Source organism: Vibrio sp. RE86 (assembly GCF_013114545.1).
In the GTDB taxonomy this organism is placed as follows: domain Bacteria; phylum Pseudomonadota; class Gammaproteobacteria; order Enterobacterales; family Vibrionaceae; genus Vibrio.
The window spans coordinates 143,215-170,034 of record NZ_VTXI01000003.1; the positions used below are offsets into that span (position 1 = coordinate 143,215).

Here is a 26,820-nt window from a genome sequence, read left to right on the forward strand (position 1 = left end):
TTTAAGGAACTTTATCGGTAAATTGCAGAAACAAAAAAACCAGCTCGAAAGCTGGTTTTTAAATGATTTATTCAATCGTGGGGATTATTCCCACTCGATAGTTGCAGGTGGCTTACCAGAGATGTCGTAAACAACACGTGAAATGCCGTCAACTTCGTTGATAATACGGTTAGAAACCTTACCTAGGAAGTCGTATGGTAGATGTGCCCAGTGAGCAGTCATGAAGTCGATTGTTTCTACAGCACGTAGAGACACAACCCAATCGTACTTACGGCCATCGCCCATTACACCAACAGAGCGTACTGGTAGGAATACCGTGAACGCTTGAGATACTTTGTGGTAAAGGTCAGCTGCGTGAAGTTCTTCAATGAAGATAGCATCAGCACGGCGTAGCAAGTCACAGTACTCTTTCTTGATTTCGCCAAGAACACGAACACCTAGACCAGGACCTGGGAATGGGTGGCGGTAAAGCATGTTGTATGGAAGACCTAGCTCTAGACCAATCTTACGTACTTCATCTTTAAACAGCTCACGTAGAGGCTCAACAAGACCCATTTCCATATCATCAGGAAGACCACCAACGTTGTGGTGAGATTTGATAACGTGCGCTTTACCCGTCTTAGATGCTGCAGACTCGATTACGTCTGGGTAGATTGTACCCTGCGCTAGCCATTTAGCATTCTTCAGTTTCTTAGACTCTTCGTCGAAGATGTCTACGAATACGTGACCGATGATCTTACGCTTCGCTTCTGGATCGTTCTCGCCTTTTAACGCTTCTAGGAAACGGTCTTCAGCGTTAACGTGAATGATGTTTAGGCCAAACTTGTTGCCGAACATCTCCATCACTTGCTCAGCTTCGTTCAGACGAAGTAGGCCGTTATCGACGAATACACACGTTAGTTTGTCGCCGATTGCTCGGTGAGCAAGCATCGCAACAACTGATGAATCAACACCACCAGATAGACCAAGGATAACCTCGTCGTCACCTACTTGTTCTTTAATGCGTGCAACTGCATCTTCTATAATTGAAGCTGAAGTCCACAGACCTTCACAACCACACACATTAAGAACGAAGTTCTCAAGCATATTTAGGCCATTTTTAGTGTGCGTTACTTCTGGGTGGAATTGAACGCCGTAGTATTTCTTCTCTTCGTTTGCCATTGCAGCAAATGGACAAGTGTCTGTTTCACCTGTCTTAACGAAGTCTGCTGGAATTTCTACTACTTTGTCACCGTGACTCATCCAAACATCTTGAGATGCTTCTAGGCCAGCAAACAGTGCAGATTCACCAGAGATTTGTACTGCAGCATAACCGAACTCACGCTCAGTAGACGTTGCAACTTTACCGCCAAGTTGCTCAGCCATCGTTTGCATGCCGTAGCAGATACCGAATACAGGAACACCTGAATCGAATACGTACTGAGGTGCACGTGGAGAGTTCTCTTCCGTAACACTTTCAGGGCCACCAGATAGGATAATACCGTCTGGATTGAATTCACGAATATCCGCTTCTTCTACATCCCAGCTCCATAGCTCACAGTAAACACCGATTTCACGAATACGGCGTGCAACTAGCTGAGTGTACTGAGAACCGAAGTCCAAGATCAGAATACGTTGGTCATGAATATTTTTAGTCATTTTGAGCAGTCTTTTTAGTTAATACCAGTGCCCGTTGAGCTAACGACACTGGTATAGAAATATGATCGGGGGCGAGTTTACCCGCCCCTTTGAAATGCTTCAAGAAAAAAGCAAACGTTTCCGCAAGGTTTCTTTTACCCGTTTACGACGGAATTTTGTTCGAGAACAAGGAGAAGACGCGCAGTTTATAAGTATAAATGAGCATCTTCGACGCCGTTATCGGACAAAATAACAAGTAAAAATTAACCTAGGCGGTAGTTTGGCGCTTCTTTAGTAATCTGAACGTCGTGTACGTGAGACTCTTTCATACCCGCGCCAGAGATGCGAACGAATTCAGCTTTTGTGCGCATATCTTCAACCGTTGCAGAACCTGTTAGACCCATGCTTGAGCGAAGACCACCCATTTGCTGGTGAACGATCTCTTTTAGGCGACCTTTGTATGCGATACGGCCTTCGATACCTTCAGGTACTAGCTTGTCTGCTGCGTTATCAGACTGGAAGTAACGGTCAGAAGAACCTTGAGACATTGCGCCAAGAGAACCCATACCACGGTAAGACTTGTAAGAACGACCATTGTAAAGAATCACTTCACCTGGTGCTTCTTCAGTACCCGCGAACATAGAGCCAACCATCACACATGATGCGCCAGCTACGATTGCTTTACAGATATCGCCAGAGAAACGGATACCGCCATCTGCGATAACTGGAATGCCGAATTCATTTGCAACTTCTGCAGCATCTGCAATAGCCGTTACCTGAGGAACACCAACACCAGTAACGATACGAGTTGTACAGATAGAACCTGGGCCGATACCTACTTTAACTGCACTTACACCTGCTTCGATAAGAGCACGAGCGCCAGCGCCTGTTGCTACGTTGCCACCGATGATTTGTAGATCTGGGTATGCAGCGCGAGTTTCGCGGATACGGTTAAGTACGCCTTCAGAGTGACCATGTGAAGAATCGATAAGTAGAACGTCTACGCCAGCTTCAACAAGAGCAGCAACGCGCTCTTCATTACCAGCACCAGCACCAACAGCTGCACCTACACGTAGGCTGCCGCGCTCATCTTTACAAGCATTTGGTTTACGTTCTGCTTTGTGGAAGTCTTTTGCAGTGATCATACCCGTTAGCTGGAACTCATCGTTCACTACCAGTACTTTCTCTACACGAGCTTCGTGCATTTTCTCTTGTACTTCTTCACGAGTTGCGCCTTCTTTAACCGATGCTAGGCGGTCTTTTGGCGTCATAACTACTTCAACTTTCTTAGAAAGATCAGTAACAAAACGTACGTCACGGCCAGTGATAATACCAACAAGTTCGTTAGTCTCAGTTACCACAGGGAAACCAGCAAAGCCGTGCTTTTCTGTCAGTGCAACAACATCAGCGATGGTTGCATCTGGGTTTACTGTTACAGGATCTGTTACCACACCCGCTTCAAACTTCTTAACCGCACGAACCTCTGCTGCCTGCTGCTCGATAGACATGTTTTTATGGATGAAACCGATACCGCCCTCTTGCGCTAACGCGATCGCTAGGCGAGCTTCAGTAACTGTATCCATAGATGCAGAAATCATTGGGATGTTAAGCGTGATGTTTTTAGTCAGCTGTGTGCGAAGATCAGCTGTGTTTGGGAGAACGGTGGAGTGTGCTGGCACTAGCAGTACGTCGTCGAATGTCAGCGCTTCTTTGGCAATTCTTAGCATTTGCAATATCTCACAATAGAAAGTGTAAAAGGAATTAATCCATCTCATCGTTTCGCATAATGAGGGCAGTCAATAAGGATTTATTAGCCGCATTTGGATTAGATATTGCGGTGGGATTATACGGTCAAGGTAATCGCTTGGCTACACATTTTTCTATTTTTTATTTGCATTTTACCCCTTGATATGTATTATATTGCCGCTATCTTCCATACTCACGTCCGGTGAGACTCTGCCTAAAGAGTATTCTTTAAAGATAGTCCTCTATGACCAATCCAAACATATTTACTGTTTCTCGCCTCAATGCTGAGGTTCGACTTCTTCTTGAAAATGAAATGGGCATCGTTTGGTTGGTTGGTGAAATCTCTAACTTCTCTGCACCGGTTTCTGGTCACTGGTACCTCACCCTTAAAGACTCTCGCGCTCAAGTCAAATGTGCCATGTTCCGTGGCAATAACCGTCGAGTAACCTTTAAGCCACAAAATGGCAATCAGGTTTTAGTCAAAGCGCGTTTATCTCTCTATGAACCTCGTGGTGATTATCAATTGATCATCGAGAGCATGCAGCCAGAGGGTGACGGGCGACTTCAGCAGCAGTTCGAAGAGTTGAAGATGAAACTTGCAGGTGAAGGGTTGTTTGCCCAAACCAGTAAGAAGCCTCTTCCTGAGCACCCAAAACGAGTGGGAGTTATCACCTCCAAAACGGGCGCTGCTCTGTATGATGTTCTTGATGTATTAAAACGTCGTGATCCTTCTTTACCTGTTGTTGTTTACCCAACCATGGTTCAAGGGGAAGAAGCTGCAATTCAAATTGCTCAGGCGATTGGATGTGCTAACAGCCGTAATGAATGTGATGTTTTGATTGTGGGACGCGGTGGCGGCTCATTAGAAGACCTTTGGTGCTTTAACAACGAAATACTGGCAAGAACAATTGCAGCAAGCCAAATCCCAATCATCAGTGCGGTTGGTCATGAGGTGGATGTCACTATTGCGGATTTTGTGGCTGATATGAGGGCGCCAACACCATCTGCTGCCGCCGAGTTAGTGAGTCGTGATAACAGCCATAAAGACCAAGCGCTACTGTCACGTCAACATAAGCTTATCAGCGCAATGCGCTATTACTTGAGCGAACAAAAACAAGCGAACGCTCAACTAACGCATCGGTTAGAGCGACAGCACCCTAGCTACCAACTGCAACGTCAAAGCCAACAACTTGACGAGCTAGAAATACGACTGCATCGTTCAATGGAGCGTTATCTTTCGTCACGTCAGCAGAAAGTAGAGCGACAGCAACACCGCCTAGCATTGAACTCCCCGGTGAAACGACTCGCTGAGCAGAAAGGTAGCCTGCAACGATTAGAGCAAAAGCTGCTCGATGCAATGGATCGACGCCTTCTTAACACTCGCCATCAACTTGCTTTAGCCGCAGAAAAGCTTGAGACAGTGAGCCCACTTGCAACTCTGAAGCGTGGTTATTCGATCACACAAACAGAACAAGGTAAGGTAGTTACCCGTACTGAAGATATAAAAACAGGCGACACATTGGTCACCCGTTTATCTGATGGTGAAGTTCGCTCTACCGTTAACTAGGTTGAAACTCGAATCGAACTTTTGATTTCGACTTTAACTCATTGCAGGTGTGGCAGAAATAATTTGCCGCTCCACACGCCTGCAGCTTTTCTAACTCAGCATCACAATCTGGGCAGAACCCTACTTTTTTAAAGTCTTCATCACAGCTTTGACAGTGGTACTCCCCTGTCCAGCTCAATTCATCTTCACATATTGGGCAATTGTTCTCGTTCATCGCTCTATTCAACCACAATCAATCTAAGATTACTTTAGCTTCTGAGAGCTAAGTTACCATGATCTTTGTCATGAGTGAGTCGCGTGTTTGACCTTATACATTTTGAGATCAGCTTGTTTAATCAGAGCTTGAAGACAAATCAGTTTATCAACTTCAATCACCGAGCTTCCCATACTGACACGTATATCAACCTCATCGCTCAACACAACTTGCTGCAGTTTTTGATGGAACATCACCGCTTGCTTCGAGAATTGGTTTGGATCATCGGAAAACGAAAACGCAACAAACTCATCCCCACCATATCTGCCTGCTAAACTCGTTTCCTGAAAAACGTCATTCATCACCTCTCCAACATTCGCTAGCACTTTGTCTCCCAAACTATGACCATATCGATCATTAATCTGCTTAAACTTATCTATGTCAGCAAAAAAGCAGGCAACGTACTTTAGATCCGTATTCAAACAGTCTTGAGCTTGCTGTAAAAGCGCGCGGCGGTTTAAACAACCTGTTAAGCTATCGTATCGAGCGTGATAGTGGAGCTGTTCTTCCAATTGGTACTTTTCCCATGCAACCGCATACAAAGACGCAAGCATCTCTAACACTTCTAGTTCATGAGGTTCAGGTTCAGATGGAGATGAACTATAGATAGCAAATGTTCCCATTACGGCTTCCTGGGTAGAAAGAATAGGAACTGACCAGCAAGCATGTAAGTTGGCTTCTTGGGTTAAAGAGGTAAACGGCGCCCAGTTAGGGTGACTATTAATATCATCGACGACAACAGATTGTTTGAGATATGCAGCGGCACCACAAGATCCTACTTGCGGGCCAATCTCCACTCCATCGATCGCATCATTATAAAAAGCAGGGAGACTAGGGGCAGACTCCAGATACAATCTACCTGTTTTCTCTTCTAGTCGTAAAATAGACGCAGTTCTTTCACCAAACCAGTGCTCTGATAGATCGACGACTCGACTGTTGAGCTCTGCTCTTCCCATCCCCAATGCTAATTTAGTCAGTAACTTATTGACCTCCCTATGGGCGGTCAGCAGCTTCTCTTGACTCATGTTCCGACTTTACCTTTATAATATTTATCCGAACACGGTAGCATATATGGATAATTTATAACCCGATCCCGACCTCATAACTCGCTTTCAGCCTGTTATATAATCGTGCCTGTTTAAACATCACACTAGGATCAACGACTGATCATCGGCAAAATACAATCTGATCAGCGATCTGCCTTAAAAAGAACATTTATATAACCACATACCGAAAGCATAAGTTACATATGCTGCATTTGGATTTTTAATAGCATTAAATATCAATAGTGGTTTAAATATCGAAATTGTTAGAATTTAATAAAAAGATCATTTCTCATTGAGCGGGTTTTACATGAGTGTGCATTTCAATGTTCTGCTCATCCAGCTTCACCAACGTCACCTCAATTTCAGAGTAATCTTCTAGAGAACTCGCATGGGTTCCGCCACAAGGAATAACCGCAACCTTGCCCTCTTTTAAGTCACATGACCAATAGCGTGAGTCCGTCAGAGCATCACCATGACACTCTACTTGAATATCAGAGCCTAACTTGAGCCAAGTAACTAACTGTTGATTTACATGGTGCTGAATCTGCTCCAAATCTGTGAGCATATCCGCACTGTTCAAGCCTCTCTTACGTAAAGTTTTTCCAAGACGGTACGTATCTAAACACTTGTCTTCAGTGACAAAACTGGTGACTTGAGCATAACTGTTAAAGTCGTAGTTACCGTGTGGATCTTTTCTATCTGCGTCTTTACGCCAATAGCCATGTTCTACCAACACTTTATTTAATGCTAAATAGGCAATATGGCCTGCACTGTGCCCTCGGCTCAACGCATCTTGATAGGCTTTATCCACTGATAGAGCGACGGCATCACCGACTTTTACATCTTGAGTAGAAGCATCAAGACAATGCACAACCACAAACGCCCACCCTTCTTCATCACGTTTAACTGGGATTTCTTTTCCGACATAAAGTTCGCCGCTCGAAAGCTCCACAGCGCCGACTTGGCAGTCCTGTAGCGGATAAGCATTGAGTGTACCCTTATCTGCCGGATGATCAGGCCAAATGTGACTCACAGGGTGAAAAGGTGTTTTTTCTGTCACAACATACAGAGCGTGTTGTCCTTGCTCAACCAGCAGAACATTCGACTCTAGTTGCCAGGTATCATGGCAAAATTGAGTAATTGTAGGGGTAATGTGCATTATCGCTTCAACCTTAAACAAGTATAAAAAAAGCGCCATTAGACAACTAAGGCGCTTTTTAAAAGTTCGATCGTTTACAAATAAGTCAAAGAGAATTACTTCTTAACGTTCTTTGTATTACGGTTTTTCACCATCGTCATTAAGCGTTTACGTTTACGCTCTTGAGAGATAGTAAGTTTGTTTGTCTTCGTTTCAAATGGGTTTTCACTGTTCTGGAATTGAATACGAATTGGAGTACCCATGATTTCCAAAGACTTACGGTAGTAGTTCATCAGGAAGCGCTTGTATGAATCTGGCAGCTCCTTGACCTGGTTACCGTGAATAACAATGATTGGTGGGTTGTAACCACCTGCGTGCGCGTATTTCAGCTTAACACGGCGACCACGAACCAATGGTGGCTGGTGATCATCTGTCGCCATCTTCATGATACGAGTAAGAACAGAAGTACCTACACGAGTCGTTGCTGACTTATAAGCTTCTTGAACAGATTCAAACAAGTGGCCAACACCTGTACCGTGAAGTGCCGAAATAAAGTGAATGCGTGCGAAATCAACAAAGCCAAGACGACGATCCAGCTCTTTCTTAACGTGCTCTTTCACGTCAATATCTAGACCATCCCACTTGTTTACTGCAATCACGATTGAGCGACCTGCATTTAGTGCAAAACCTAACAGACTCAAATCTTGATCTGAGATGTTTTCACGAGCGTCGATAATCAACAGTACTACGTTTGCATCTTCAACCGCTTTAAGTGTTTTAACGACTGAGAATTTTTCTACTGTTTCATTGATACGTTTACGACGACGAACACCTGCCGTATCGATAAGAACGTACTCACGACCATCACGCTCCATTGGGATGTAGATAGAGTCACGAGTAGTACCCGGCATATCGTAAACAACCACACGCTCTTCACCTAGAATACGGTTAGTCAGCGTCGATTTACCAACGTTTGGACGACCAATGATTGCCAGCTTGATTGGTTGATCTTGAAGACGCTGAAACTCGGCTTCAGCTTCTTCCTCAGTGTAATCCAGCTTCTCTTCTTCTTCGTCTTCAAAACCAGTCAGATCTTCGATCTCACCTTTTGCTTCTTCAAGCATCTGCTCTGCAAACGGGTTTAGAGCGCGATCAATCAGTGCGCCAACCCCACGACCATGAGCCGCAGCGATTTGGTACATGTTTTCAACACCAAGTTGCCAGAAGTCAGCAGACGCCGCATCAGCGTCGATACCATCAACTTTGTTTACTACTAGCATTGATGGCTTTTCTAGCTTACGAAGGTGGTTAGAGATAGCAATGTCTGACGGCGTAAGGCCGGCACGGCCATCAACCATGAATAACACAACATCAGCTTCATCAATCGCGGCTAGCGACTGCTCTGCCATTTTAGTTTCTACACCTTCTTCAGTGCCATCGATACCGCCGGTATCAATAACAATAAATTCGTGCTCGCCAAGTTTCGCTTGGCCGTATTTACGGTCACGAGTTAAGCCAGGGAAATCCGCCACTAACGCGTCACGAGTACGAGTTAGTCGGTTAAACAACGTTGATTTACCAACGTTTGGACGCCCTACCAGAGCAACTACAGGTACCATAATAACCTCTACAATATGCTTTTCTTTATGTAGTTATAGGTAATAACTCCACAGAATCCACTGTTGGAACCCGTTACCTATAACCACACTTTGTTTATTTTAAAACCAATAAAACGGCTCCCAACCGTTACCGATTAGGAGCCGAATGTGAATTATATCACATGTTAATTAAGGGTGTGACCTTTCGAACTGAATTTGTTTCGGGTACTGCGCCTTAATCTAACGTCAGTTTCTTCACGTCACCGTCGCGTGTCGTCACCACGTATCCACCAGGAACGGCGATAGGGCCTACAGCAAAGCCGCTGCTGTCCACTTCTTGTTGAGAAACGAACTCGCCACTGCTGCGATCAATCCAGTGCAGGTAACCTTCACTGTCTCCGACAACCAAACGATTTTCAATAATCGCGGGGGCAGTTAGCAAGCGATACTCAAGCTGGTCGTTACTCCATAGCTCCGTACCACTGCGAGCATCAAATGCGACAAGATGATCACGCTCAGTCACAATGAAGATTCGGCTGCCATCGCTCGCCATATCCGTTGCTGACGAAAACGCACGTTTCCACATTGGTTTTCCTGAACGCAGGTCAATCGCAGTCAGCTGACCGTTATATCCAATAATGTAAAGCGTACCGCCTAAAATTAGAGGAGAAGCATCAACATCAACCAGGCGATCAATTTCTGTCGCGCCTTGAGGCATACCAATTGGCTGTTGCCAAATCAGCTGGCCACGCTCAACGATTGCAGCCGCAAGTCGACCGTTTGCCGTGCCCCAGAAAACACCACCAGAGGCAGCCACTGGAGTACTTGAACCACGTAACGTTAGGTTTGGAACTTCAGTACTGATCGTCCACTTGCTCTCACCAGTAACTTGATCCAGTGCGATAAGCATTCCGCTATTGGTATGAACAATCACTAAGTTGCTATCAACAGCTGGTGCAGTCAGAACTTCACCATCAACTTCTGACATCCACTTCTGTTCGCCAGTCTCTTCATCAAAGGCCAGCACACGTCCGTTCTCACTTCCGATAAAGATCTGACCATAAGCAGCGGTAATGCCGCCAGAAAGACGAGCAGAAACATCAGACTCAACTTCAGATTCCCAAAGTGTTTTACCTGTCTCTTGATCGAGCGCTTTAACAATACCATCACGGCTTGCAACAAAGACTTTATCGTAAGCGTATTCAGGTGTCAGCTTAGAGTAGTATTGACCTACTCCTTTACCCACTGAAGCGCTCCACTCAGACTTCGGCGTGAACTCACTATCAACAATAGGAAGTGGTGCCATGATGATGGTATCTTCTTCACTTGCACAACCGGCAAGGACACCAACAAACATCGCCGTAGTAAGTGCCTTTTTCAGCATATTTTTCATGCTATGCCCTTACTTGGCTAAATCGTCCAGTTTCATTTGTAGCGTTTGACTTGCATCGCCAGACTGCTGTGCTTCGGTATAAGCCGCGTATGCAGCTTGCTCATCACCTTTACGCAATAGAATGTCACCTTTCAGTTCAGCAACACGACCAGCCCAGCTTTCATCTGTAATGTTAGCTAGCTCTGCAACTGCTGCATCAAACTCGCCTTGCTCTGCTTTCAGACGAGCTAGGCGGTAATTAACAACTGAAGAAACAGCCGCGTCTTTTGTTGAAGACTTCGCCCATTCAAGCTGTGCAAGAGCTTCATCGAAATTACCTGCTTCTACCTGAACTTTTGCAAGTTGTAGAGCCGCAAGTACTGAATATTCAGTCTCTTTGTTGCCGTCGATAAACGCTTGAACGTCACCTTCCGCATCAGCGCCTTTCGCCGCTAAATTTTGAACTGCTTTTGTATAGCTTTCTGACGCAGCTTCTTGAGCCGCTGTCACTGAGTCTTGGTAGTAACGCCAACCAAATAGGCCACCAAGACCGACTACAGCACCTAAAATCACTGCTTTGCCGTTCTCTTTCCACCAATCTTTGATTGCTTCTACTTGTTGTTCTTCAGTATCGTAGAGTTCCACTTCCTGTCCTCATACATCAAAAAGTGGTGATGAAAACCACCACTCAAAAAATCAATAAATATAATTAAACTAACTCAGCTAGCTTAGCAACAACGTCTGCTTGGCTGTAAGTCTCTTGTGTACCGCCAATAAGGTCTTTCAATACTACAGTATTATCAGCCACTTCGTTCTCACCAAGTACCAATGCCACTGCAGCACCAACTTTGTCAGCACGCTTGAATTGTTTCTTAAAGTTACCGCCACCAAAGTGGTTCATTACTCGTAGGCCAGATACTTGCTCACGTAGAGTCTCTGCCAGTTTCATGCCTGCCATCATAGTGCCTTCACCGGCAGTTACCATGTAAACATCAACACTGCGACGTACTTCTGTTAGTTCAAGAGTTTCAAGCATCAATACTAAGCGCTCTAGGCCCATAGCAAAACCAACTGCTGGTGTTGCTTTACCGCCTAGCTGTTCAACTAGACCGTCATAGCGACCACCACCACATACTGTACCTTGAGCACCTAAGCTCTCAGTAATCCACTCAAATACTGTGCGGTTGTAGTAATCAAGACCACGAACTAGACGCTCGTTTACTGTGTATTCGATACCTGCTGCATCAAGAAGTTCACACAGACCTGCAAAATGTTCTTTAGACTCTTCACCAAGGTACTCAGATAGACGAGGAGCATCACCAAGGATTGCTTGAACATCTGGATTCTTTGTATCTAGAACACGCAGAGGGTTTGTGTGCATACGACGCTTACAATCATCATCCAATACATCGATGTGCTGCTCAAGGAAAGCAACCAACGCGGTACGGTAGTTAGCACGATCTTCAGTAGAACCGATTGAGTTCAGCTCTAGACGCACATGTTCATTAATACCCAGCTCACGCCATAAACGAGCAGTCATCATGATCAGCTCTGCGTCAACGTCAGGACCATTTAAGCCAAATACCTCAACACCACATTGGTGGAATTGACGGTAACGACCTTTTTGAGGACGCTCGTGACGGAACATAGGACCCATGTACCATAGGCGCTGCTCATCACGGTTGATTAAGCTGTTCTGAATGCATGAACGAACACAACCCGCGGTACCTTCAGGACGTAGCGTTAAGCTGTCGCCGTTGCGATCATCAAACGTGTACATCTCTTTTGAAACAACGTCTGTCTCTTCACCCACCGCGCGGCTAAAAAGGTTCGTCTCTTCAACGATAGGCATACGAACTTCGTTATAACCGTATGCGCTCACGACTTGCTTAACCGTGTTTTCTAGCTTCTGCCAAAGTGGAGATTGAGTTGGAAGGCAGTCATTCATGCCTCGGATAGCTTGGATTGTTTTTGCCACAGTAATTACCGTAATTTGTTTAGTTCATCGCTGATAATCATTCTTTATCAGCGATGAAATTAATCTTGTTGTTTAATATCGATGCGGTTTTCTTGATTCAAGATCGACGCTTTAGCACGAATTTTCGCTTCAAGTTTGTCTACAAGATCATTGTTGTCGAATCGCTCTTTCTGACGCTTACCATCTTCATAGAAAGCACTCTTACGTGCACTTCCGGCAAGACCAAGATGTGACACTTCTGCTTCACCTGGGCCATTCACAACACAACCAATAATAGACACATCCATTGGTGTTAAGACATCTTCCAAGCGCTCTTCCAATGCGTTAACCGTGTTAATCACATCAAACTCTTGGCGAGAACAGCTTGGGCAGGCAATAAAGTTAATGCCTCGCGAGCGGATTCTTAATGATTTAAGGATATCAAAACCGACTTTGATCTCTTCTACCGGATCAGCCGCAAGAGAAATACGCAGCGTATCACCAATACCTTCTGCGAGAAGCATACCCAAGCCAACCGATGACTTAACCGCTCCTGCACGAGCACCGCCCGCTTCGGTAATACCTAAGTGAAGTGGCTGGTCGATTTTCTTCGCTAATAGACGGTATGAATCCACCGCAAGGAAGACGTCAGACGCTTTAACACTCACTTTGAACTGATCAAAGTTGAGACGGTCTAGGATATCAACGTGACGCATTGCCGATTCAATCAGCGCTTCCGGTGTTGGCTCGCCATATTTCATCTGGATGTCTTTCTCCAGAGAACCACCGTTTACACCAATTCGAATTGGAATGTTTTTATCACGTGCACAATCAACCACTGAGCGAATACGGCTTTCATTACCGATATTCCCCGGGTTGATTCGTAAACAGTCTACGCCGTACTCCGCAACTTTAAGCGCAATACGGTAGTCGAAGTGAATATCTGCCACGAGAGGGATCTTCACTTGCTGCTTGATCTGTTTGAATGCTTCAGCCGCATCCATTGTCGGTACAGAGACACGTACAATGTCTGCACCGACATTTTCCAGAGCTTGAATTTGAGCAACAGTCGCCTCAACGTCTGTTGTTCTGGTGTTCGTCATTGACTGCACAGCGATAGGTGCGCCATCACCAATAGGCACATCGCCCACGTAGATACGAGTCGATGGGCGACGTTTGATCGGGGATTCGTATTGCATAGTAATTTCTAAGGTAAGTTAAATCTTGCTACTTTGCCTGAAGTATACCCAGAAAGGTCGACAGGTTCACTTGCTAATGTCATTGAGACGTTTTCAGGTGCGCCTAAAATGACGCTATATGGCAAGTTACCAGACAGTTCTAGGCTTTGGCCCGCTTTTTTAACGCCAGTTGATAGCGTTTTGCCTGTTGAATCTTTCACTTGAATCCAACAGTCGTCAGTAAATGACATTGAGAGTAAGTTTGGGGTCGCTTCTGCTGCAGGTTCTGCCGCTGCTGTCGAAGCCTTTTCTTCCACTGCAACCTCTGCCACTGGAGCTTCTTCAGTTTTTGGCTCTGACTCAACAACCGGCGTTGTTTCTGTGCTTACTGCCTCTTCAACAACAGGGCTTTCAAGCGTGACTTCAGTTACTGCCTCTGCTGGCAGCACTTCTTCAGTCGCAGGTTCTGACGAGGCAATCTCACTGCTATCTTCTTCAGCTAAGGTTGTAAAGTCGAGTGATGGCTCTTGCTGGGCAGCTTGCTCAATTTCAAGCTCTTGCTCGGTTTGGCTAGTAAGATCAACCATAGTGGTCTCTTGATTCTGCCACCACCAAACTGAAGAGATACCAATAATGATCGCAAAGATACCCCATGTTAGCGTCATAATACGGCTGTCATGTTTCTCTCGGTTTGTTTGACGAGAGAAGCTACGCATCTCTTGCTCTTCGGGTGTCGTATCTTCACAGCCATCAAGTGCACAAAGTACCACCGACTCTTCTAGGCCAACAGCGCGCGCATAAGATCGCAAGTAACCACGCGTGAATGTTGCAACTTGATCGGATGAAAAGTCATTGTTATCAATGTTTTCGATAATAGAAACACGAAGACGAAGTCGGTCTGCCACCTGTTTTTGAGTCAGGCCAAGCTCTTCGCGTCTGTTTTTTAATAGAGTGCCCGCTTCTACGCCCGTTTTTTCGCTTTCGCTGTACTCTGGTGTCTGTTGTTCAGCTGTCATAATGCCAATTATTCTCTTGGTCGTAGAGTCTCGTCTGTTTGCGTCTTCGTTATTAATTTTTAGTTGAACACAAAACTACAAAGCTCTGAATTATTTGGAGGTCACATTACCTCATAGAAAAGTACTAACGCTTCACTAAATAGACAGAGGGAATTCCTCTAAAGCGTTAACCCTTAATTCTAATAGATATCTTGAGCGAAACAACATAGAGAAAGTGCATATTTTACAAGCAGCTCAAGGTTTTTCGTTATTTTGACAAAGAGATCGCTACTAGATGTAACAAAAAAGCCAGAGCAAAGCCCTGGCTATCGATATTTGACGTCTTTTTTATGAAATCGCCTTCACTTCAATCGCTTCACCTTTCGCGGCGCGATTTAAAGCTGTACGTTTTGTTCGGTCTATTACGTCACCAACTAACTGACCACAAGCCGCGTCAATATCATCACCACGAGTCTTACGTACTGTTACGGTATGTTCGTATTGCATCAAGGTTTTCTGGAAACGGTCGATGCGAGAATTACTTGGTTTCTTGTACGGAGAACCTGGGTAAGGGTTGAACGGGATCAGGTTAATTTTACAAGGCGTATCTTTTAATAGCTCTGCAAGCTCGCGTGCGTGGTCCATATCATCATTAACATGGTCTAATAATACGTACTCTACTGTCACTTTACCGCGGTTTGCGTTTGACGACTCAATGTAACGGCGAACAGAAGCAAGGAAGTCTTCAATGTCCCAGCGGTCGTTGATCGGCATGATTTCACTGCGCAGCTTGTCGTTTGGCGCGTGAAGTGAGATTGCCAATGCTACGTCAATCTTACCTGTCATTTGATCTAAACCAGATACGACACCTGACGTCGATACCGTAACGCGGCGTTTAGATAGACCAAAAGCCAAATCATCTAGCATTAGCTCTAACGCAGGGATCAGGTTTTTCATGTTCAGAAGTGGCTCACCCATACCCATCATTACGATGTTAGTAATTGGACGACGGCCAGTCTCTTTCTCAAGACCAACTTCACGTGCAGCACGCCACACCTGACCGATGATTTCAGATACTTTTAGGTTACGGTTAAAGCCCTGCTGCGCTGTTGAACAGAATTTACACTCTAGTGCACAACCTACTTGTGACGATACACACAGTGTTGCACGGTCATCCTCTGGGATATAAACCGTTTCAACGTCTTGGTCGCCAACTTTCATTGCCCACTTGATAGTGCCGTCTGATGAATGTTGTGCTTCAGCAACCGTTGGTGCTTTGATTTCACAACGATGCAGCAGCTTTTCACGTAACTTTTTATTAATGTTGGTCATGTTGTCGAAGTTATCGACACCGAAATGGTAGATCCACTTCATTACCTGATCTGCACGGAATGCCTTTTCACCGAGTTCCTCAGCAAAAAACTTACGCATACCTTGACGATCAAAGTCGAGTAGATTGATTTTTTCAGTGGTCATATAGCCTCTCAAAAGACGGAACAGTAATTAAGGGCGCGAATTGTACAGCCTTTACGCAGTGACAACAAGCACTGTAAAGCCATGTATTTACTAAGGCGTTAATATAACTGTGATTAAAAATTATACAGAAATAAAGAGCCCACCAAATTGGTGGGCTGCTTTAAGAATTTTGTTAATGAGCGATATGCTTTATCTGCTCTACAATCGCTTTTAGACCATTGCCTCGTGATGGGCTCAAATGGGCGATTAAGCCAAGACTTTCAAAGTATTCATCAACATCAAAAGCTTTAATCTCAGCAGATGTTTTGCCATCAAACGCGGTCATTACCAAGGCGATCAGGCCTCGTACAATACGAGCATCCGAATCGGCGCAAAAGTACCATTTATCGCCAACTTGTTCACTCACAAGCCAGACGAGACTTTCACAGCCAGCAACTGTCACTTGTTCGGACTTCAACTCTTCAGGCATTTTAGGCAGCTTTTTACCCCATTGAATGACCTGACGGTAACGCTCTTCCCAACCTTTAAATCCAGCCATTGTGGTAATGATGTCATCAAGGGTAATCTCTTGCCCAAACGGGGATTGTGGATACGGTGACATAAGATTCTCCAAACCTATCAACCTACTTTGCGTATTTCTGAAGTAGCTTTTCAACAATTCTTGATACTGCAACAAAACCAAATGTCGCCGTCACTACCGTCGCTGCGCCAAAACCACTCGCACAGTCCATACGCTTAGGGCCTTCAGCCGTTGATTTCACGCCACACACTGAGCCATCTGGCTGTGGGTATTTCAGTTGCTCAGTTGAGAAGACACAATCAATACCAAACTTACGTGCAGGGTTAGTCGGGAAGTTGTGATGACGACGCAGTGTATCTTTAATCTTTTTCGCAAGAGGATCTTGGATAGTTTTCGTCAAGTCCGCGACTTTAATTTGTGTCGGGTCTATCTGACCACCAGCCCCCCCCGTAGTAATCACTTTAATCTTATTGCTGCGGCAGTACGCTAGCAGGGAAGCTTTAGCACGAACACTATCAATCGCATCAAGTACGTAGTCATACTCTTTGGTTAAGTATTCGTGTTGATTGTCCGGCGTAATGAAATCATCAATCAGATTCACTTTACACTCTGGGTTAATCAGTTTGACGCGCTCCGCCATGACTTCAATTTTGCTTTGACCAACGGTACCCGACATTGCATGGATTTGACGGTTGATGTTAGTCACACACACGTCATCCATATCAATCAGAGTCAATTCACCGACACCCGTTCGAGCTAATGCTTCAACAGCCCAAGAACCTACGCCACCAATACCAATGACACATACGTGGGCAGCACGCAGAACTTCGACTTCATTGTTACCATAAAGACGACGTGTACCACCAAATCGTTGGTTGTAATTATCAGAAGCTGGAGTGTCGAGTTCGCGCATAGTGTTTTTCCGCTGGGTCCAAAAACAAAGAGTGCGATTTATACGCACTCTTTATTAAAAAGTCTAGATGTGAAGCGCTATTGTAGCTTCTCTGGCGGCTGCGCCCAAGGTGCTTGGGTTGCACTACCATCAAGGCCAAGCTTCCACACGCGGCCAAAGTGTTTGTAATGACCGGCTTCAGTTCCTGCTCTTGGGCCCATTCCATGATAGAGGTCTAGGTGGTTCTGTTTCACCGCACCACCAGTATCAAGCACAATCAACAAACGAAGTTGATGCGCCCCACTCCAAGTACCGTCAGGATTTAATAACGGAACCTCTGCCAAAATAGGCGTACCCATCGGGAAGATTGAACGATCTCCAGCAACAGACGCCATCGGTAGCAGCGGAATACCCGCAGAGCCTGTCACTGGCGCATCGGCTCTTGGCTCAAAAAAGACAAACGAAGGGTTCTGTTCTAGCAGTTCCTTCACCGTTTCTTCGTCGTTCTCAAGTACCCACTCTTTGATGGCTTTCATTGACATTTTTTCACGCGGCACTAAGTCGCGCTCAATTAATACACGGCCAATACTGACATACGCTTTGTTGTTCTTACCGCCGTAAGCAAAATACTCAAGCGTGTCGTCATCTTCGAAATGGACAAAACCACTGCCCTGAACTTCCATCAAGAATGGATCAATCATATTTGCAGCGTAACCAAGCTCTAACCCTTTCCCTTCTAATGCACCATCATAGATTTGCGCTCGCGTTGGGCAGTCACTTTCACAATTAGGCTTGGAGTAGACTGGGTATTTGTAGGTTTCGTTTGGCTCGTGACGCAGTTCCATCACTGGAGAGAAATAGCCCGTAAATAACACATTACCTTGCTTGTCCCCGCCCCCTAGTTGAGCGGCTTGGATACCAAAGTTAGCCAGATCCAAAGGCTCACCACTTTGTAACACCCACTCATTCAGTTTTTCATAAAGAGGCTGATAGATTTTTGCCATTGAAGGTGAGTTCGCCACGACTTGCTCAGCTTGGCGATGAAACTCCGTAAAATCTCTCGGTTTATCAGATTCCACCGACGGCGATTTATTTAAAATAGTATTAAATTCTTGATCCGTATATTGCTGAGCACGGTCAGTAGGTTGAGCACAGCCGAAAAGAAGAGTCGCGGCTGCAATAGGAAGATATTTTTTGAACACTGGTTTGATCCCTTTCAAGCGATGCATCGAGCATGACAAACTTGATTCTAATTCGCAATCAAACAGAGGTTAATGAATGTTATTTTTGACTTTTTCTGACACGAAAGACAGGTTGATAATGTGGTTCAGAGACTTGACGCATCTCTGTGAAGGTTTCGTTTAGGGTTCTAAAACGACGTACCTCATCACCGACACGAAATTCTAAGTGTGTTCCATCCCACTCATATTGCGTATCAACAATACCACCGTTAATCGACACTCCAGATGGCCCAAGCACAAATTCACTCGCGGCATACCCTGCGACATTTTGCTCAACCCAAGTACCATACACATTAGATTTGGGATAAGTCGCTGCTAAGTAATACTGATAGAGCTGACTACTTAACATTACGGCGGCAATACCGACAATAACCGCGCCGATCAGAATTGACCTTTCGACCCACTTTTTACTTTTTCCGTCGTTTACGCTCACGTTATTGTTTACCAATGCCGATTTGATAATGCCACCTTTATAATTGTGCGCTATAAACAGCCAATTAGCGAATAGCCATACGTATAGTTTTATCAATGAGGAAGTTTCACTATCTCATTAAAACTCAAAATTAACAACATACCATTCTATTTATGCAGTTATTTGATAAAACCACTTGCTGAAAAGGGAATAAAATTGCAGTATTAATGTATATAAATTCATTAATTGGTCAGTTTGTGAAAATTAGAAGTACTGCTCTCGTAAAAGGATTTAGACAGTCCGCTCCCTATGTTAACGCTCACCGCGACAAGACGATGGTTATTATGCTTGGTGGTGAAGTTGTTGCTGATGGAAACTTCTCAAATATTATCAGTGATCTAGCTCTGTTACATAGCTTGGGCGTTAAAATTGTTCTCGTTCATGGAGCGCGCCCACAGATTAATCATCTTTTCGAACAAAATAAGCACAGCACTCCATACCACAAAGGTATTCGCGTCACTGATGAGCAATCACTTAATTATGTTATGCAGGCTGCTGGGCAACTCCAATTGACCATTACCGCGCAACTTTCGATGAGTTTGAGCAACACCCCAATGGCGGGAACTCAGCTGAACGTCGTCAGCGGAAACTTCATCACCTCCCAGCCACTTGGGGTCGATGATGGTGTCGATTACTGTCACAGCGGTCGCATTAGACGAATTGATGTAGATGGCATCAACCGCATGTTAGACCAAGGGTCGATTGTACTACTTGGTCCTATCGCAAGTTCAGTAACGGGAGAGTCTTTCAATCTTTTGTCTGAGGAGGTCGCGACTCAGGTTGCCATCAAACTTAAAGCAGACAAGCTGATCGGCTTTTGTTCTGAACAAGGCATTATTGATGAACAAGGCAACGTGGTTGCTGAACTCTTTCCTAAAGAAGCAGAAAAACTTTTGTCTCGCATGGAAGTCGAAAGCTTAGAGGAACATGACTCCTCAACGGGAACACTTCGATTCTTACGTGCAGCAACCGCAGCCTGTCGTTCTGGTGTACCAAGAAGCCACCTTATTAGTTACAAAGTCGATGGCGCATTGATCCAAGAACTATTCTCTCTCGACGGTATCGGAACTCAAATCGTTAAAGCGAGTGCTGAGCAAGTTCGAGTGGCTGATATTGATGATATTGGCGGCATACTGGATCTGATTCACCCTCTGGAAGAACAAGGTATTTTGGTTCGCCGTTCGCGGGAACAACTAGAGCAAGAATTACACCAATTCACCATCATTGAAAAAGACGGATTAATCATCGGCTGTGCAGCCCTCTATCCCTATCAAGATGAAAGAATGGCGGAGATGGCGTGTGTGGCGATTCATCCAGAGTATCGAGATGGTAATCGTGGCCTGTTGTTGCTTAATCACATGAGACTGCAATCCAAAGCACAAGGAATAGAGCACATCTTCGTCTTAACCACCCACAGCCTGCATTGGTTCCGTGAACAAGGCTTCCAAGAGATGGATATCGACTTTTTACCGTCACAAAAACAAAATTTATATAACTATCAGCGAAAGTCTAAGATATTGACTCTAAAGCTTTAAATTGGAAGGTGTCGCAATGGTGACACAAGGTTGCGACTTTTTGCTCAATTATTCCCTTTATTTCATATTTTAGTTTGGTTAAAATTTCGGCTCCTTGGTGCAATAGCATCACGGAGCCGATTGGATTCATTCTCCACTTAATCTCCTACTGAGGTAGATTAAAGCGCAAGGATTGCTTGAGGTTACTAATAACGTCACTAAGAGCAAACGATCGATGAAAAAAATTATCTGTAACTCTGTACAGAGTTTCTGGGATATGGCTGACAATGAACTACTAGAAAATCTTGATGTTCATTGTGTATTCCCAGTAACAGAAGGCTTAAGGGCGTTCATCTTGAACTACCAAGAGAAATACCGCATTCGCAGTATCTCTTTCTCTAAAGCACTTTAATCGTATTATCAGGTAGCCAGGGATGGTTATCTATAATTGCTGCAATCGTTCAATCAACCCACTCGCTCTCTCCGTTCTCACTTTGATTCCTCGTTTCATTACTCTCTCATCAGCAAACAGACTCAGTCGCTTTTTCGCACGCGTGATGCCAGTGTAAATCAATTCACGAGTCAGTATTGGCGTGAAGTCTGGGGGTAAGATCATCAGCGTATGTTCAAATTCACTCCCCTGCGATTTGTGAATCGTCATCGCATAAGCCGTTTCATGTTCTGGAACTCGACTTGGCAATACCGATTTTACACTCCCGTCAGGCAGCTCAAAGTAGACCTTCAACCTTGGTTCATCTTCAGAGGTGTCACGAATACAGATACCAATATCGCCATTATATAAACCAAGAGCATGATCGTTACGTGTGACCATCACAGGCCTACCGTGATACCAAAGCTCATCTTGAGTCCGAATATACTTTCTTGCCGATAGAGCACGTTCAATTCGCTGGTTAAGACCTTTCACACCAAAGTCACCTTCGCGAATGGCACACAGAAGGCGACAACGTGCAAACTGATCCAGAACCGCCTTTGCTCGCTCAGAGGTCGTTTCTGGTTCACCGCTGTTTGGGTTCAGCTCAGTGCGCTCGATACGCTTCAAGTAGTGGCTGTACTCCTCGACTAAGGTTTGAATAAGTTGACTGTAGTGCTGGCTATCAATTGGGAACTTACTAATATCTGAGAACTCTTTCTGCCACACCCAGTCCACCTTTTGAGCAGAACCACTGTTAACGGCTTGAGAGAGTTGGCCGATACCAGAGCGTGCGTCGAATCGATAGCTCTTTTTCAACATGCATAGGCTATCGGCAATACTCGGCTGTGAGTTAGCGGTGTGCGCTAATGTGTCAAAGCCTGTCAGTTTAGCGACTTGGGTTGCTTGCGCATGACTGAAACCAAATTGATTAAACGAGCAGATATCGCCTAATACTGCCCCCGCTTCAACCGACGCAAGCTGGTCTTTATCACCCAGTAAGATAAGTTGAGCGTGTTTTGGCAATGCATCAATCAATTTGTACATCATAGGCAAATCGACCATTGACGCTTCATCCACCACCAAGATATCAAGGTGCAGAGGGTTACTACCGTTATGTCTGAACTCAGCACTATTCGGGATAGCGCCCAATAGACGGTGCAGTGTACTCGCATCCGTCGGGATCGCCGTTTTTAATTCTTGGGAAACAGGCAGCTGTGCTACCGCTTTACCAATTGACTCAGTCAGACGTGCAGCGGCTTTACCTGTTGGTGCCACCAGCTTGATGGTCGGTTCATCACCATTGGTTTGTGCTTGTTCAATCAACGCAGCCAACAACTTGGTTACGGTGGTGGTTTTGCCCGTACCAGGACCACCTGAGATAACGGCAAACTTTCTGGTCAAGGCAACTGCCGCCGCAACCTTCTGCCAGTTAACGCAAGCAGAGAGAGGAACCAACTCATCAAGTACCTTGAGCTGCTCTACCGTTTTCGCCGCCAATAGCTTTTGGTCTATGGTAGGCCAATCGAGTGTCTCTTCGGCTACCACATCTAAAAAGTCACACACTAGTCGCTGGCGAACAACAGGACTCAGCTCTTTGCTATCGTTAGCTTTATTCAAAGAATCAAACAGGTAGCGGTAGTTTCGCGCAAACAGATGGTCGAGTAATTGCGACAACTTAACGACATCATCAGGCTTTAGGATCATGGGTGACCCAAAGCTATTTAAACGCTGTGACAACGCGACTTCATAATGCCAATAACGGTGCAAGTAGAGGCGTTTACCGTCGAAAATCAGTGGTAGTGCCTCACCTGCCAAGCCGACCAGTTTCGCTTGATTGAGCTTGCTTACCCAATCGACAGATACACACGATTGATTCAGTTCAAGTGCAGATTCCCCAAACAAACCCAGTTTTGAGGCCAAGTCGACTGGCTGTCCTTGTTCATCAAACAGAGGCAGACAAATGTGCCCTTTACCTAGCTCGCTACTGACAATGCCCGCGATAAAGGCCAGTTCATCATCTTGAGATTGACCTTCGATGAATCGAGCAAACTGATAATCGAGTTGGCGAATGTTGCCTTTGGGAGCGAGCTGTTTCAGTGTATTAAGTAGATTCGACATGGTTACAGTAACTCCATCTGACCAGCACTGTTTTGTTTAACATCGATAGGCTGGCCATCAATAAGCTTATCCATATCATCAAGAAATTCGAGCGTCGGTTTTGCCGAGAAAATACCATGGTCGCTCTCTCCATCCATGCCGCGTAAGAAGAGGTAGTACACACCTCCAAAATGCTGTTCGTAGTCGTAATTAGCAATACGACTGCGTAGAAAACGGTGCAGCGCTAAGGCATAGATTTGATATTGAAGATCGTACCTGTGATCGGCCATTGCTCCATTTAATGCCTGGCCATGATAGTAACCCACATCATCACCGAGATGGTTTGATTTCCAGTCGAGAACGTAATACTTGCCTTGATGCTCAAACACCAAGTCAATAAAGCCTTTCAGCATCCCTTGCACCGTATGGAAACCAAGATCGCCCGCTTTGGCTGACAAAGTATCATGACGCTGAATAACACGGTTAAGAGCAGGCGCTGCCAATACTTCTATCGGCAATAAGAACTCCATTTCCACTAATCTCTGACTTGGCCCTTTTTGGTTAAGGACAAGCTGTTTACCATCAAGCGGTGTCGCAAGCACGGTATCAATCAGCTGTTGTAAAACCGGTAACCAACTCGGGTCAAGCTGTTCGCTTTCAAGCAAACTCATGATCACTTGGGTGTTTTCTTCACTGTTTGCAGGCTCGGTAAACTCAACCTCTTCAAACAAGGTGTGCAAAAACGTACCTGGACGAGCCCCTCGTGGGAAAGTGAAGATAGATTGCTCTGGCTCGATTTGTTCGTCGTCATCTTGCTCATCGGAAGAATCAATATCGAGGTGCATCAAATCAGTAAAGGCGTCATCACTGTGATGTGAGCCTTGTTTAATCAACCCAGAATAACTGGTTATTCGCCAGTTACGGTCAATCTCATTGGCAAGCTCTTTGGCTGTTAAAGTTTGAGGTTGCTGCTCTGTTTGCACAAAAGCCGTTTCACACTCCGGCGGTAAATCTTGCAAAGAGACGCTGTTTAATCCATCGCAATGCTTTTGGATTGCCGCAGTCAAATCGCTAATGCCACCTTCTTGACCATCTTGAAGCAAGTAGCCCATTGCACTGTGATGAACGCCGGTTGGCTCTTTGGTGGAACGCCCATTTCGTAATGGCGCTGCACCAATGAAACAGCCATAGACCGCACGTGTCAGCGCAACATAAATCAAGCGTAAGTCTTCCGCCAAACGCTCTTTATCAGCTTGAGCAAGAGAGGCGTCTTGAGCGGTAATATCAAGAATGGTGCGATCTTGAGTCGCATCGTAATATTTAGCTTCGCTCGCTTCTCGATAGCTCAAAACAAAAGGCAGAAAGACGAGGTCATATTCCAAACCTTTAGATTTGTGGATCGTGACGATTTGAACAAGGTTACGTTCAGACTCTAAACGTTGAATCTGATCCTCACTGCCGCCGAGTCCATTTTCTGCATCACTGATCGCTTGGGCTAGCCAGCGCAATAGACCATGATCACTGTCTAGCTCTTGGCTTGCTTGTTGAAGCAGCTCACCGATGTGCATAAGATCGGTCAGTGCACGTTCTCCGCCCTCTTCCTCAAGCAACCTTTCTGCGATATGACGTTTGCTCATCACACTGCGCAGCATGGGTAACACACCACGCTGAGTCCAAAGCTTGCGGTACTCTTTAAACTCGTTGATGGCACTTTCCCACTCATTCTCATCATTATTAAGCTTGTCGAGTGTTCCGGCATCAAGGGCAAACATTTCAGAGGCCAAGCTTGCACGAAGCGCTCGGTCGTTTTCAGGTGTTAATACCGCTTGGAGAAGACGCTGAAGGTCTTGAGCAATGGTCGAGACAAACACACTGTCTCGGTTTGACAGGTAAACACTGGCAATACCTTGTTTCGCCAATGCTTCTTTGACCATGCGTCCTTCTGTACCAGTCCGAACCAAAACCGCAATATCACCAGCCTGTATCGAATGCTGGCCTTTTCCATCTTCAAAGAAGGCTTGGTTATCTTGCGCGGAGGTCAAAATACGTTGGATTTGATCCGCCGTCGCTTTAGACATCGCCTTGAGGTATTCACCTTTCGGTAGTGGTTTTTCATCGGCCTCTTGCAGCCAGTAGGTCAATGCAGGTTGCTTTTGACCACCCATAGTCCAAATGCGTTTTTCGGCATTAGGACTATGGCTGACGGGTAAGAATGGAATGTCTTGATCATAGATAAATGGGCTTGTCGGCAATTCAAACACTTGATTGACTGCGGCAACCATATCAGCACTTGAGCGCCAGTTGGTACCAAGAGTGAAGTGCGAAGAGACCTGATTACGCGCTTTGATGTAGGTAAAGATATCGGCACCACGGAAGCCATAAATCGCCTGTTTAGGATCACCGATCATAAACAGGCCGCACTCTGGGTTGTTTAGATAGATTCGACTAAAAATACTGTATTGAAGAGGGTCGGTATCTTGGAATTCATCGATCATCGCAACAGGGTAAAGCGTACGAATTCGCTCTGCTAACAGTTCAGTATCATCACTGTCTATCGCTGCAGATAGGTTGGTTAACAGGTCATCAAACGAGAGCCACTGTTTTTGCTGTTTCGCTTTCGCCAACATCTCGCGACAATGCTCAATCGCATGAGCCAATATCGGTGCCTTTAAACTGATTGGTGAAGCGAGAAACGACTCAATAGCAACAAACACATCATGCTGAGGTGCGCTGCCTTTCGGGGTTTTCTCAAGCAATACGTTTTGAGCAAATTTCTCTAACTTATCAGGGTATTCGTATCCTGTTGTTTCAAGTGCTGCCCATGCGTTTACGGCTTCCAGCCAAGTCGGTAGCGATTTTTTAGTGTAGCTGCGCTTGTTAACGTCCGATTCACTGATCAAAGCGAAAAAATCATCTTGATGCTCACGCCACAACGCTTTGAGTTCATCAATTTTAGCTAGATTTTGCTGATGAAGATCGGCAAGCGAGCCACTCATTGCCGCTACAGACAAGGTAAGTGGCGCACCCGTTAAATAGTTCGTAACATCACCAAGCAATGCCGCTGGCGAGCTCCAAATTCGTCGCACCTCACCTGCTAACTCTAACGGCAGAGGATAGAAATTGCGTCGCCAATAGTCGGCAACAATTTGTGCTTTTAGATGGCTTTCATCGGTGACAAATTCATTGTTAAAACGGCTGCCTGATTCAAATGCATTTTGCGTTAGCATTCGTTGGCAGAAACCATGAATGGTGTAAACCGCTGCTTCATCCATCTGTCTTTCTGCCTGCAACAACACTTCGGCTGCCTGCTTATGATCGACAACGTCTTCAAGTAGAGGTGCGATAACTGGGTCAGCGCTTTTACCACGAGCAAACGCCAAACGCGCATCATGAATACGAGCACGAATTCGATCGCGCAGTTCTGCCGTTGCAGCTTCTGTAAAGGTTACAACCAAGATCTGATCAACCGTCAACGGGACTTGGTGTTTGGTTTCTGGACTACCATGACCCAAAAGCAATCGAAGGTACAAACCTGCAATGGTAAATGTTTTACCTGTACCTGCTGACGCTTCAATTAACCTTGCGCCATGCAAAGGAAAAGTCATGGTATTGAGTGGAGTCACCATTGACGTTGATATCATAAAATTCTGCCTTTTGTGCTGAAACTTAGGGATCCTAAAAGATATAAGTGTGATCCAGACTTAAAAA

The 26,820-nt window shown here is 45.3% G+C and carries 21 protein-coding genes; 3 read left to right on the forward strand and 18 right to left on the reverse strand.

Translation table 11 applies throughout. The features are described from left to right. Positions 1–84: 84 nt before the first annotated feature. Positions 85–1,638, reverse strand: a complete 1,554-nt coding sequence (gene guaA / locus F0231_RS04670) for a glutamine-hydrolyzing GMP synthase (RefSeq protein WP_171758558.1) — start codon at positions 1,636–1,638, stop codon at positions 85–87. Positions 1,639–1,880: 242 nt separating this feature from the next. Then, positions 1,881–3,344, reverse strand: coding sequence for an IMP dehydrogenase (gene guaB, locus F0231_RS04675; RefSeq protein WP_171758559.1), 1,464 nt, complete (start codon positions 3,342–3,344; stop codon positions 1,881–1,883). Between the two features lie 263 nt (positions 3,345–3,607). On the opposite strand from guaB, the gene xseA reads away from it, so the two are divergent. After that, complete coding sequence (gene xseA, locus F0231_RS04680; RefSeq protein WP_171758560.1) at positions 3,608–4,930, forward strand: exodeoxyribonuclease VII large subunit; 1,323 nt, start codon at positions 3,608–3,610, stop codon at positions 4,928–4,930. Here the strand turns inward: xseA and F0231_RS04685 are convergent. From F0231_RS04685 to F0231_RS20930, 14 genes are all read right to left on the reverse strand, one after another. Further along, positions 4,923–5,144, reverse strand: coding sequence for a zinc ribbon domain-containing protein (locus tag F0231_RS04685; protein ID WP_171758561.1), 222 nt, complete (start codon positions 5,142–5,144; stop codon positions 4,923–4,925). The two genes, xseA and F0231_RS04685, sit on opposite strands and share 8 nt — an antisense overlap. Before the next feature lie 68 nt (positions 5,145–5,212). Continuing rightward, positions 5,213–6,208, reverse strand: a complete 996-nt coding sequence (locus F0231_RS04690) for a sensor domain-containing diguanylate cyclase (protein WP_171758562.1) — start codon at positions 6,206–6,208, stop codon at positions 5,213–5,215. 310 nt (positions 6,209–6,518) lie between these two features. Next, positions 6,519–7,388: an alanyl-tRNA editing protein gene (locus F0231_RS04695; RefSeq protein ID WP_171758563.1), complete on the reverse strand. Its 870-nt coding sequence runs from the start codon at positions 7,386–7,388 to the stop codon at positions 6,519–6,521. A gap of 95 nt (positions 7,389–7,483) precedes the next feature. Next, complete coding sequence (gene der, locus F0231_RS04700) at positions 7,484–8,986, reverse strand: ribosome biogenesis GTPase Der (protein ID WP_171758564.1); 1,503 nt, start codon at positions 8,984–8,986, stop codon at positions 7,484–7,486. Positions 8,987–9,200: 214 nt separating this feature from the next. Further along, complete coding sequence (gene bamB, locus F0231_RS04705) at positions 9,201–10,358, reverse strand: outer membrane protein assembly factor BamB (RefSeq protein WP_171758565.1); 1,158 nt, start codon at positions 10,356–10,358, stop codon at positions 9,201–9,203. A 9-nt stretch (positions 10,359–10,367) separates the two neighbouring features. Further along, positions 10,368–10,982, reverse strand: a complete 615-nt coding sequence (locus F0231_RS04710) for a DUF6880 family protein (RefSeq protein ID WP_171758566.1) — start codon at positions 10,980–10,982, stop codon at positions 10,368–10,370. Between the two features lie 64 nt (positions 10,983–11,046). Further along, entirely contained in the window at positions 11,047–12,315 is a 1,269-nt protein-coding gene (gene hisS, locus F0231_RS04715) for a histidine--tRNA ligase (protein ID WP_171758567.1), read from the reverse strand. 59 nt (positions 12,316–12,374) lie between these two features. Then, a complete protein-coding gene (gene ispG / locus F0231_RS04720; protein WP_171758568.1) occupies positions 12,375–13,493 on the reverse strand; it encodes a flavodoxin-dependent (E)-4-hydroxy-3-methylbut-2-enyl-diphosphate synthase in 1,119 nt (372 codons plus the stop codon). 8 nt (positions 13,494–13,501) lie between these two features. After that, complete coding sequence (gene rodZ / locus F0231_RS04725) at positions 13,502–14,488, reverse strand: cytoskeleton protein RodZ (protein WP_171758569.1); 987 nt, start codon at positions 14,486–14,488, stop codon at positions 13,502–13,504. Between the two features lie 327 nt (positions 14,489–14,815). Then, the gene (locus tag F0231_RS04730; protein ID WP_171758570.1) at positions 14,816–15,943 is read right to left on the reverse strand and encodes a bifunctional tRNA (adenosine(37)-C2)-methyltransferase TrmG/ribosomal RNA large subunit methyltransferase RlmN; all 1,128 of its coding nucleotides are present in this window, start codon (positions 15,941–15,943) and stop codon (positions 14,816–14,818) included. 172 nt (positions 15,944–16,115) lie between these two features. Next, positions 16,116–16,544, reverse strand: coding sequence for a cysteine desulfurase sulfur acceptor subunit CsdE (gene csdE / locus F0231_RS04735; RefSeq protein ID WP_171758571.1), 429 nt, complete (start codon positions 16,542–16,544; stop codon positions 16,116–16,118). Positions 16,545–16,566: 22 nt separating this feature from the next. After that, positions 16,567–17,376, reverse strand: coding sequence for a tRNA cyclic N6-threonylcarbamoyladenosine(37) synthase TcdA (gene tcdA, locus F0231_RS04740; RefSeq protein ID WP_171758572.1), 810 nt, complete (start codon positions 17,374–17,376; stop codon positions 16,567–16,569). A 77-nt stretch (positions 17,377–17,453) separates the two neighbouring features. Beyond that, the gene (gene mltA, locus F0231_RS04745) at positions 17,454–18,566 is read right to left on the reverse strand and encodes a murein transglycosylase A (protein WP_171758670.1); all 1,113 of its coding nucleotides are present in this window, start codon (positions 18,564–18,566) and stop codon (positions 17,454–17,456) included. 70 nt (positions 18,567–18,636) lie between these two features. Continuing rightward, positions 18,637–19,125, reverse strand: a complete 489-nt coding sequence (locus F0231_RS20930; RefSeq protein ID WP_253825724.1) for a DUF2850 domain-containing protein — start codon at positions 19,123–19,125, stop codon at positions 18,637–18,639. Between the two features lie 140 nt (positions 19,126–19,265). Here F0231_RS20930 and argA point away from each other — a divergent pair, with 140 nt between their 5' ends. After that, positions 19,266–20,603: an amino-acid N-acetyltransferase gene (argA, locus tag F0231_RS04755; RefSeq protein WP_171758573.1), complete on the forward strand. Its 1,338-nt coding sequence runs from the start codon at positions 19,266–19,268 to the stop codon at positions 20,601–20,603. Positions 20,604–20,817: 214 nt separating this feature from the next. Continuing rightward, positions 20,818–20,994: a hypothetical protein gene (locus tag F0231_RS04760; RefSeq protein WP_171758574.1), complete on the forward strand. Its 177-nt coding sequence runs from the start codon at positions 20,818–20,820 to the stop codon at positions 20,992–20,994. A 30-nt stretch (positions 20,995–21,024) separates the two neighbouring features. Here the strand turns inward: F0231_RS04760 and recD are convergent, their stop codons facing one another. Both recD and recB read right to left on the reverse strand, forming a co-directional pair. Then, on the reverse strand, positions 21,025–23,133 hold the full coding sequence (recD, locus tag F0231_RS04765; protein WP_171758575.1) for an exodeoxyribonuclease V subunit alpha: 2,109 nt from the start codon (positions 23,131–23,133) through the stop codon (positions 21,025–21,027). Between the two features lie 2 nt (positions 23,134–23,135). Next, positions 23,136–26,753, reverse strand: a complete 3,618-nt coding sequence (gene recB, locus F0231_RS04770; protein ID WP_171758576.1) for an exodeoxyribonuclease V subunit beta — start codon at positions 26,751–26,753, stop codon at positions 23,136–23,138. Positions 26,754–26,820 lie beyond the last annotated feature (67 nt).

What these genes read in the sequence shown, in the direction of transcription:
- guaA (WP_171758558.1), bottom strand. Translation starts at nt 1,638, where the DNA reads ATGACTAAAAATATTCATGACCAACGTATTCTGATCTTGGACTTCGGT.
- guaB (WP_171758559.1), bottom strand. Translation starts at nt 3,344, where the DNA reads ATGCTAAGAATTGCCAAAGAAGCGCTGACATTCGACGACGTACTGCTA.
- xseA (WP_171758560.1), top strand. Translation starts at nt 3,608, where the DNA reads ATGACCAATCCAAACATATTTACTGTTTCTCGCCTCAATGCTGAGGTT.
- F0231_RS04685 (WP_171758561.1), bottom strand. Translation starts at nt 5,144, where the DNA reads ATGAACGAGAACAATTGCCCAATATGTGAAGATGAATTGAGCTGGACA.
- F0231_RS04690 (WP_171758562.1), bottom strand. Translation starts at nt 6,208, where the DNA reads ATGAGTCAAGAGAAGCTGCTGACCGCCCATAGGGAGGTCAATAAGTTA.
- F0231_RS04695 (WP_171758563.1), bottom strand. Translation starts at nt 7,388, where the DNA reads ATGCACATTACCCCTACAATTACTCAATTTTGCCATGATACCTGGCAA.
- der (WP_171758564.1), bottom strand. Translation starts at nt 8,986, where the DNA reads ATGGTACCTGTAGTTGCTCTGGTAGGGCGTCCAAACGTTGGTAAATCA.
- bamB (WP_171758565.1), bottom strand. Translation starts at nt 10,358, where the DNA reads ATGAAAAATATGCTGAAAAAGGCACTTACTACGGCGATGTTTGTTGGT.
- ispG (WP_171758568.1), bottom strand. Translation starts at nt 13,493, where the DNA reads ATGCAATACGAATCCCCGATCAAACGTCGCCCATCGACTCGTATCTAC.
- rodZ (WP_171758569.1), bottom strand. Translation starts at nt 14,488, where the DNA reads ATGACAGCTGAACAACAGACACCAGAGTACAGCGAAAGCGAAAAAACG.
- F0231_RS04730 (WP_171758570.1), bottom strand. Translation starts at nt 15,943, where the DNA reads ATGACCACTGAAAAAATCAATCTACTCGACTTTGATCGTCAAGGTATG.
- csdE (WP_171758571.1), bottom strand. Translation starts at nt 16,544, where the DNA reads ATGTCACCGTATCCACAATCCCCGTTTGGGCAAGAGATTACCCTTGAT.
- tcdA (WP_171758572.1), bottom strand. Translation starts at nt 17,376, where the DNA reads ATGCGCGAACTCGACACTCCAGCTTCTGATAATTACAACCAACGATTT.
- F0231_RS04760 (WP_171758574.1), top strand. Translation starts at nt 20,818, where the DNA reads ATGAAAAAAATTATCTGTAACTCTGTACAGAGTTTCTGGGATATGGCT.
- recD (WP_171758575.1), bottom strand. Translation starts at nt 23,133, where the DNA reads ATGTCGAATCTACTTAATACACTGAAACAGCTCGCTCCCAAAGGCAAC.
- recB (WP_171758576.1), bottom strand. Translation starts at nt 26,753, where the DNA reads ATGATATCAACGTCAATGGTGACTCCACTCAATACCATGACTTTTCCT.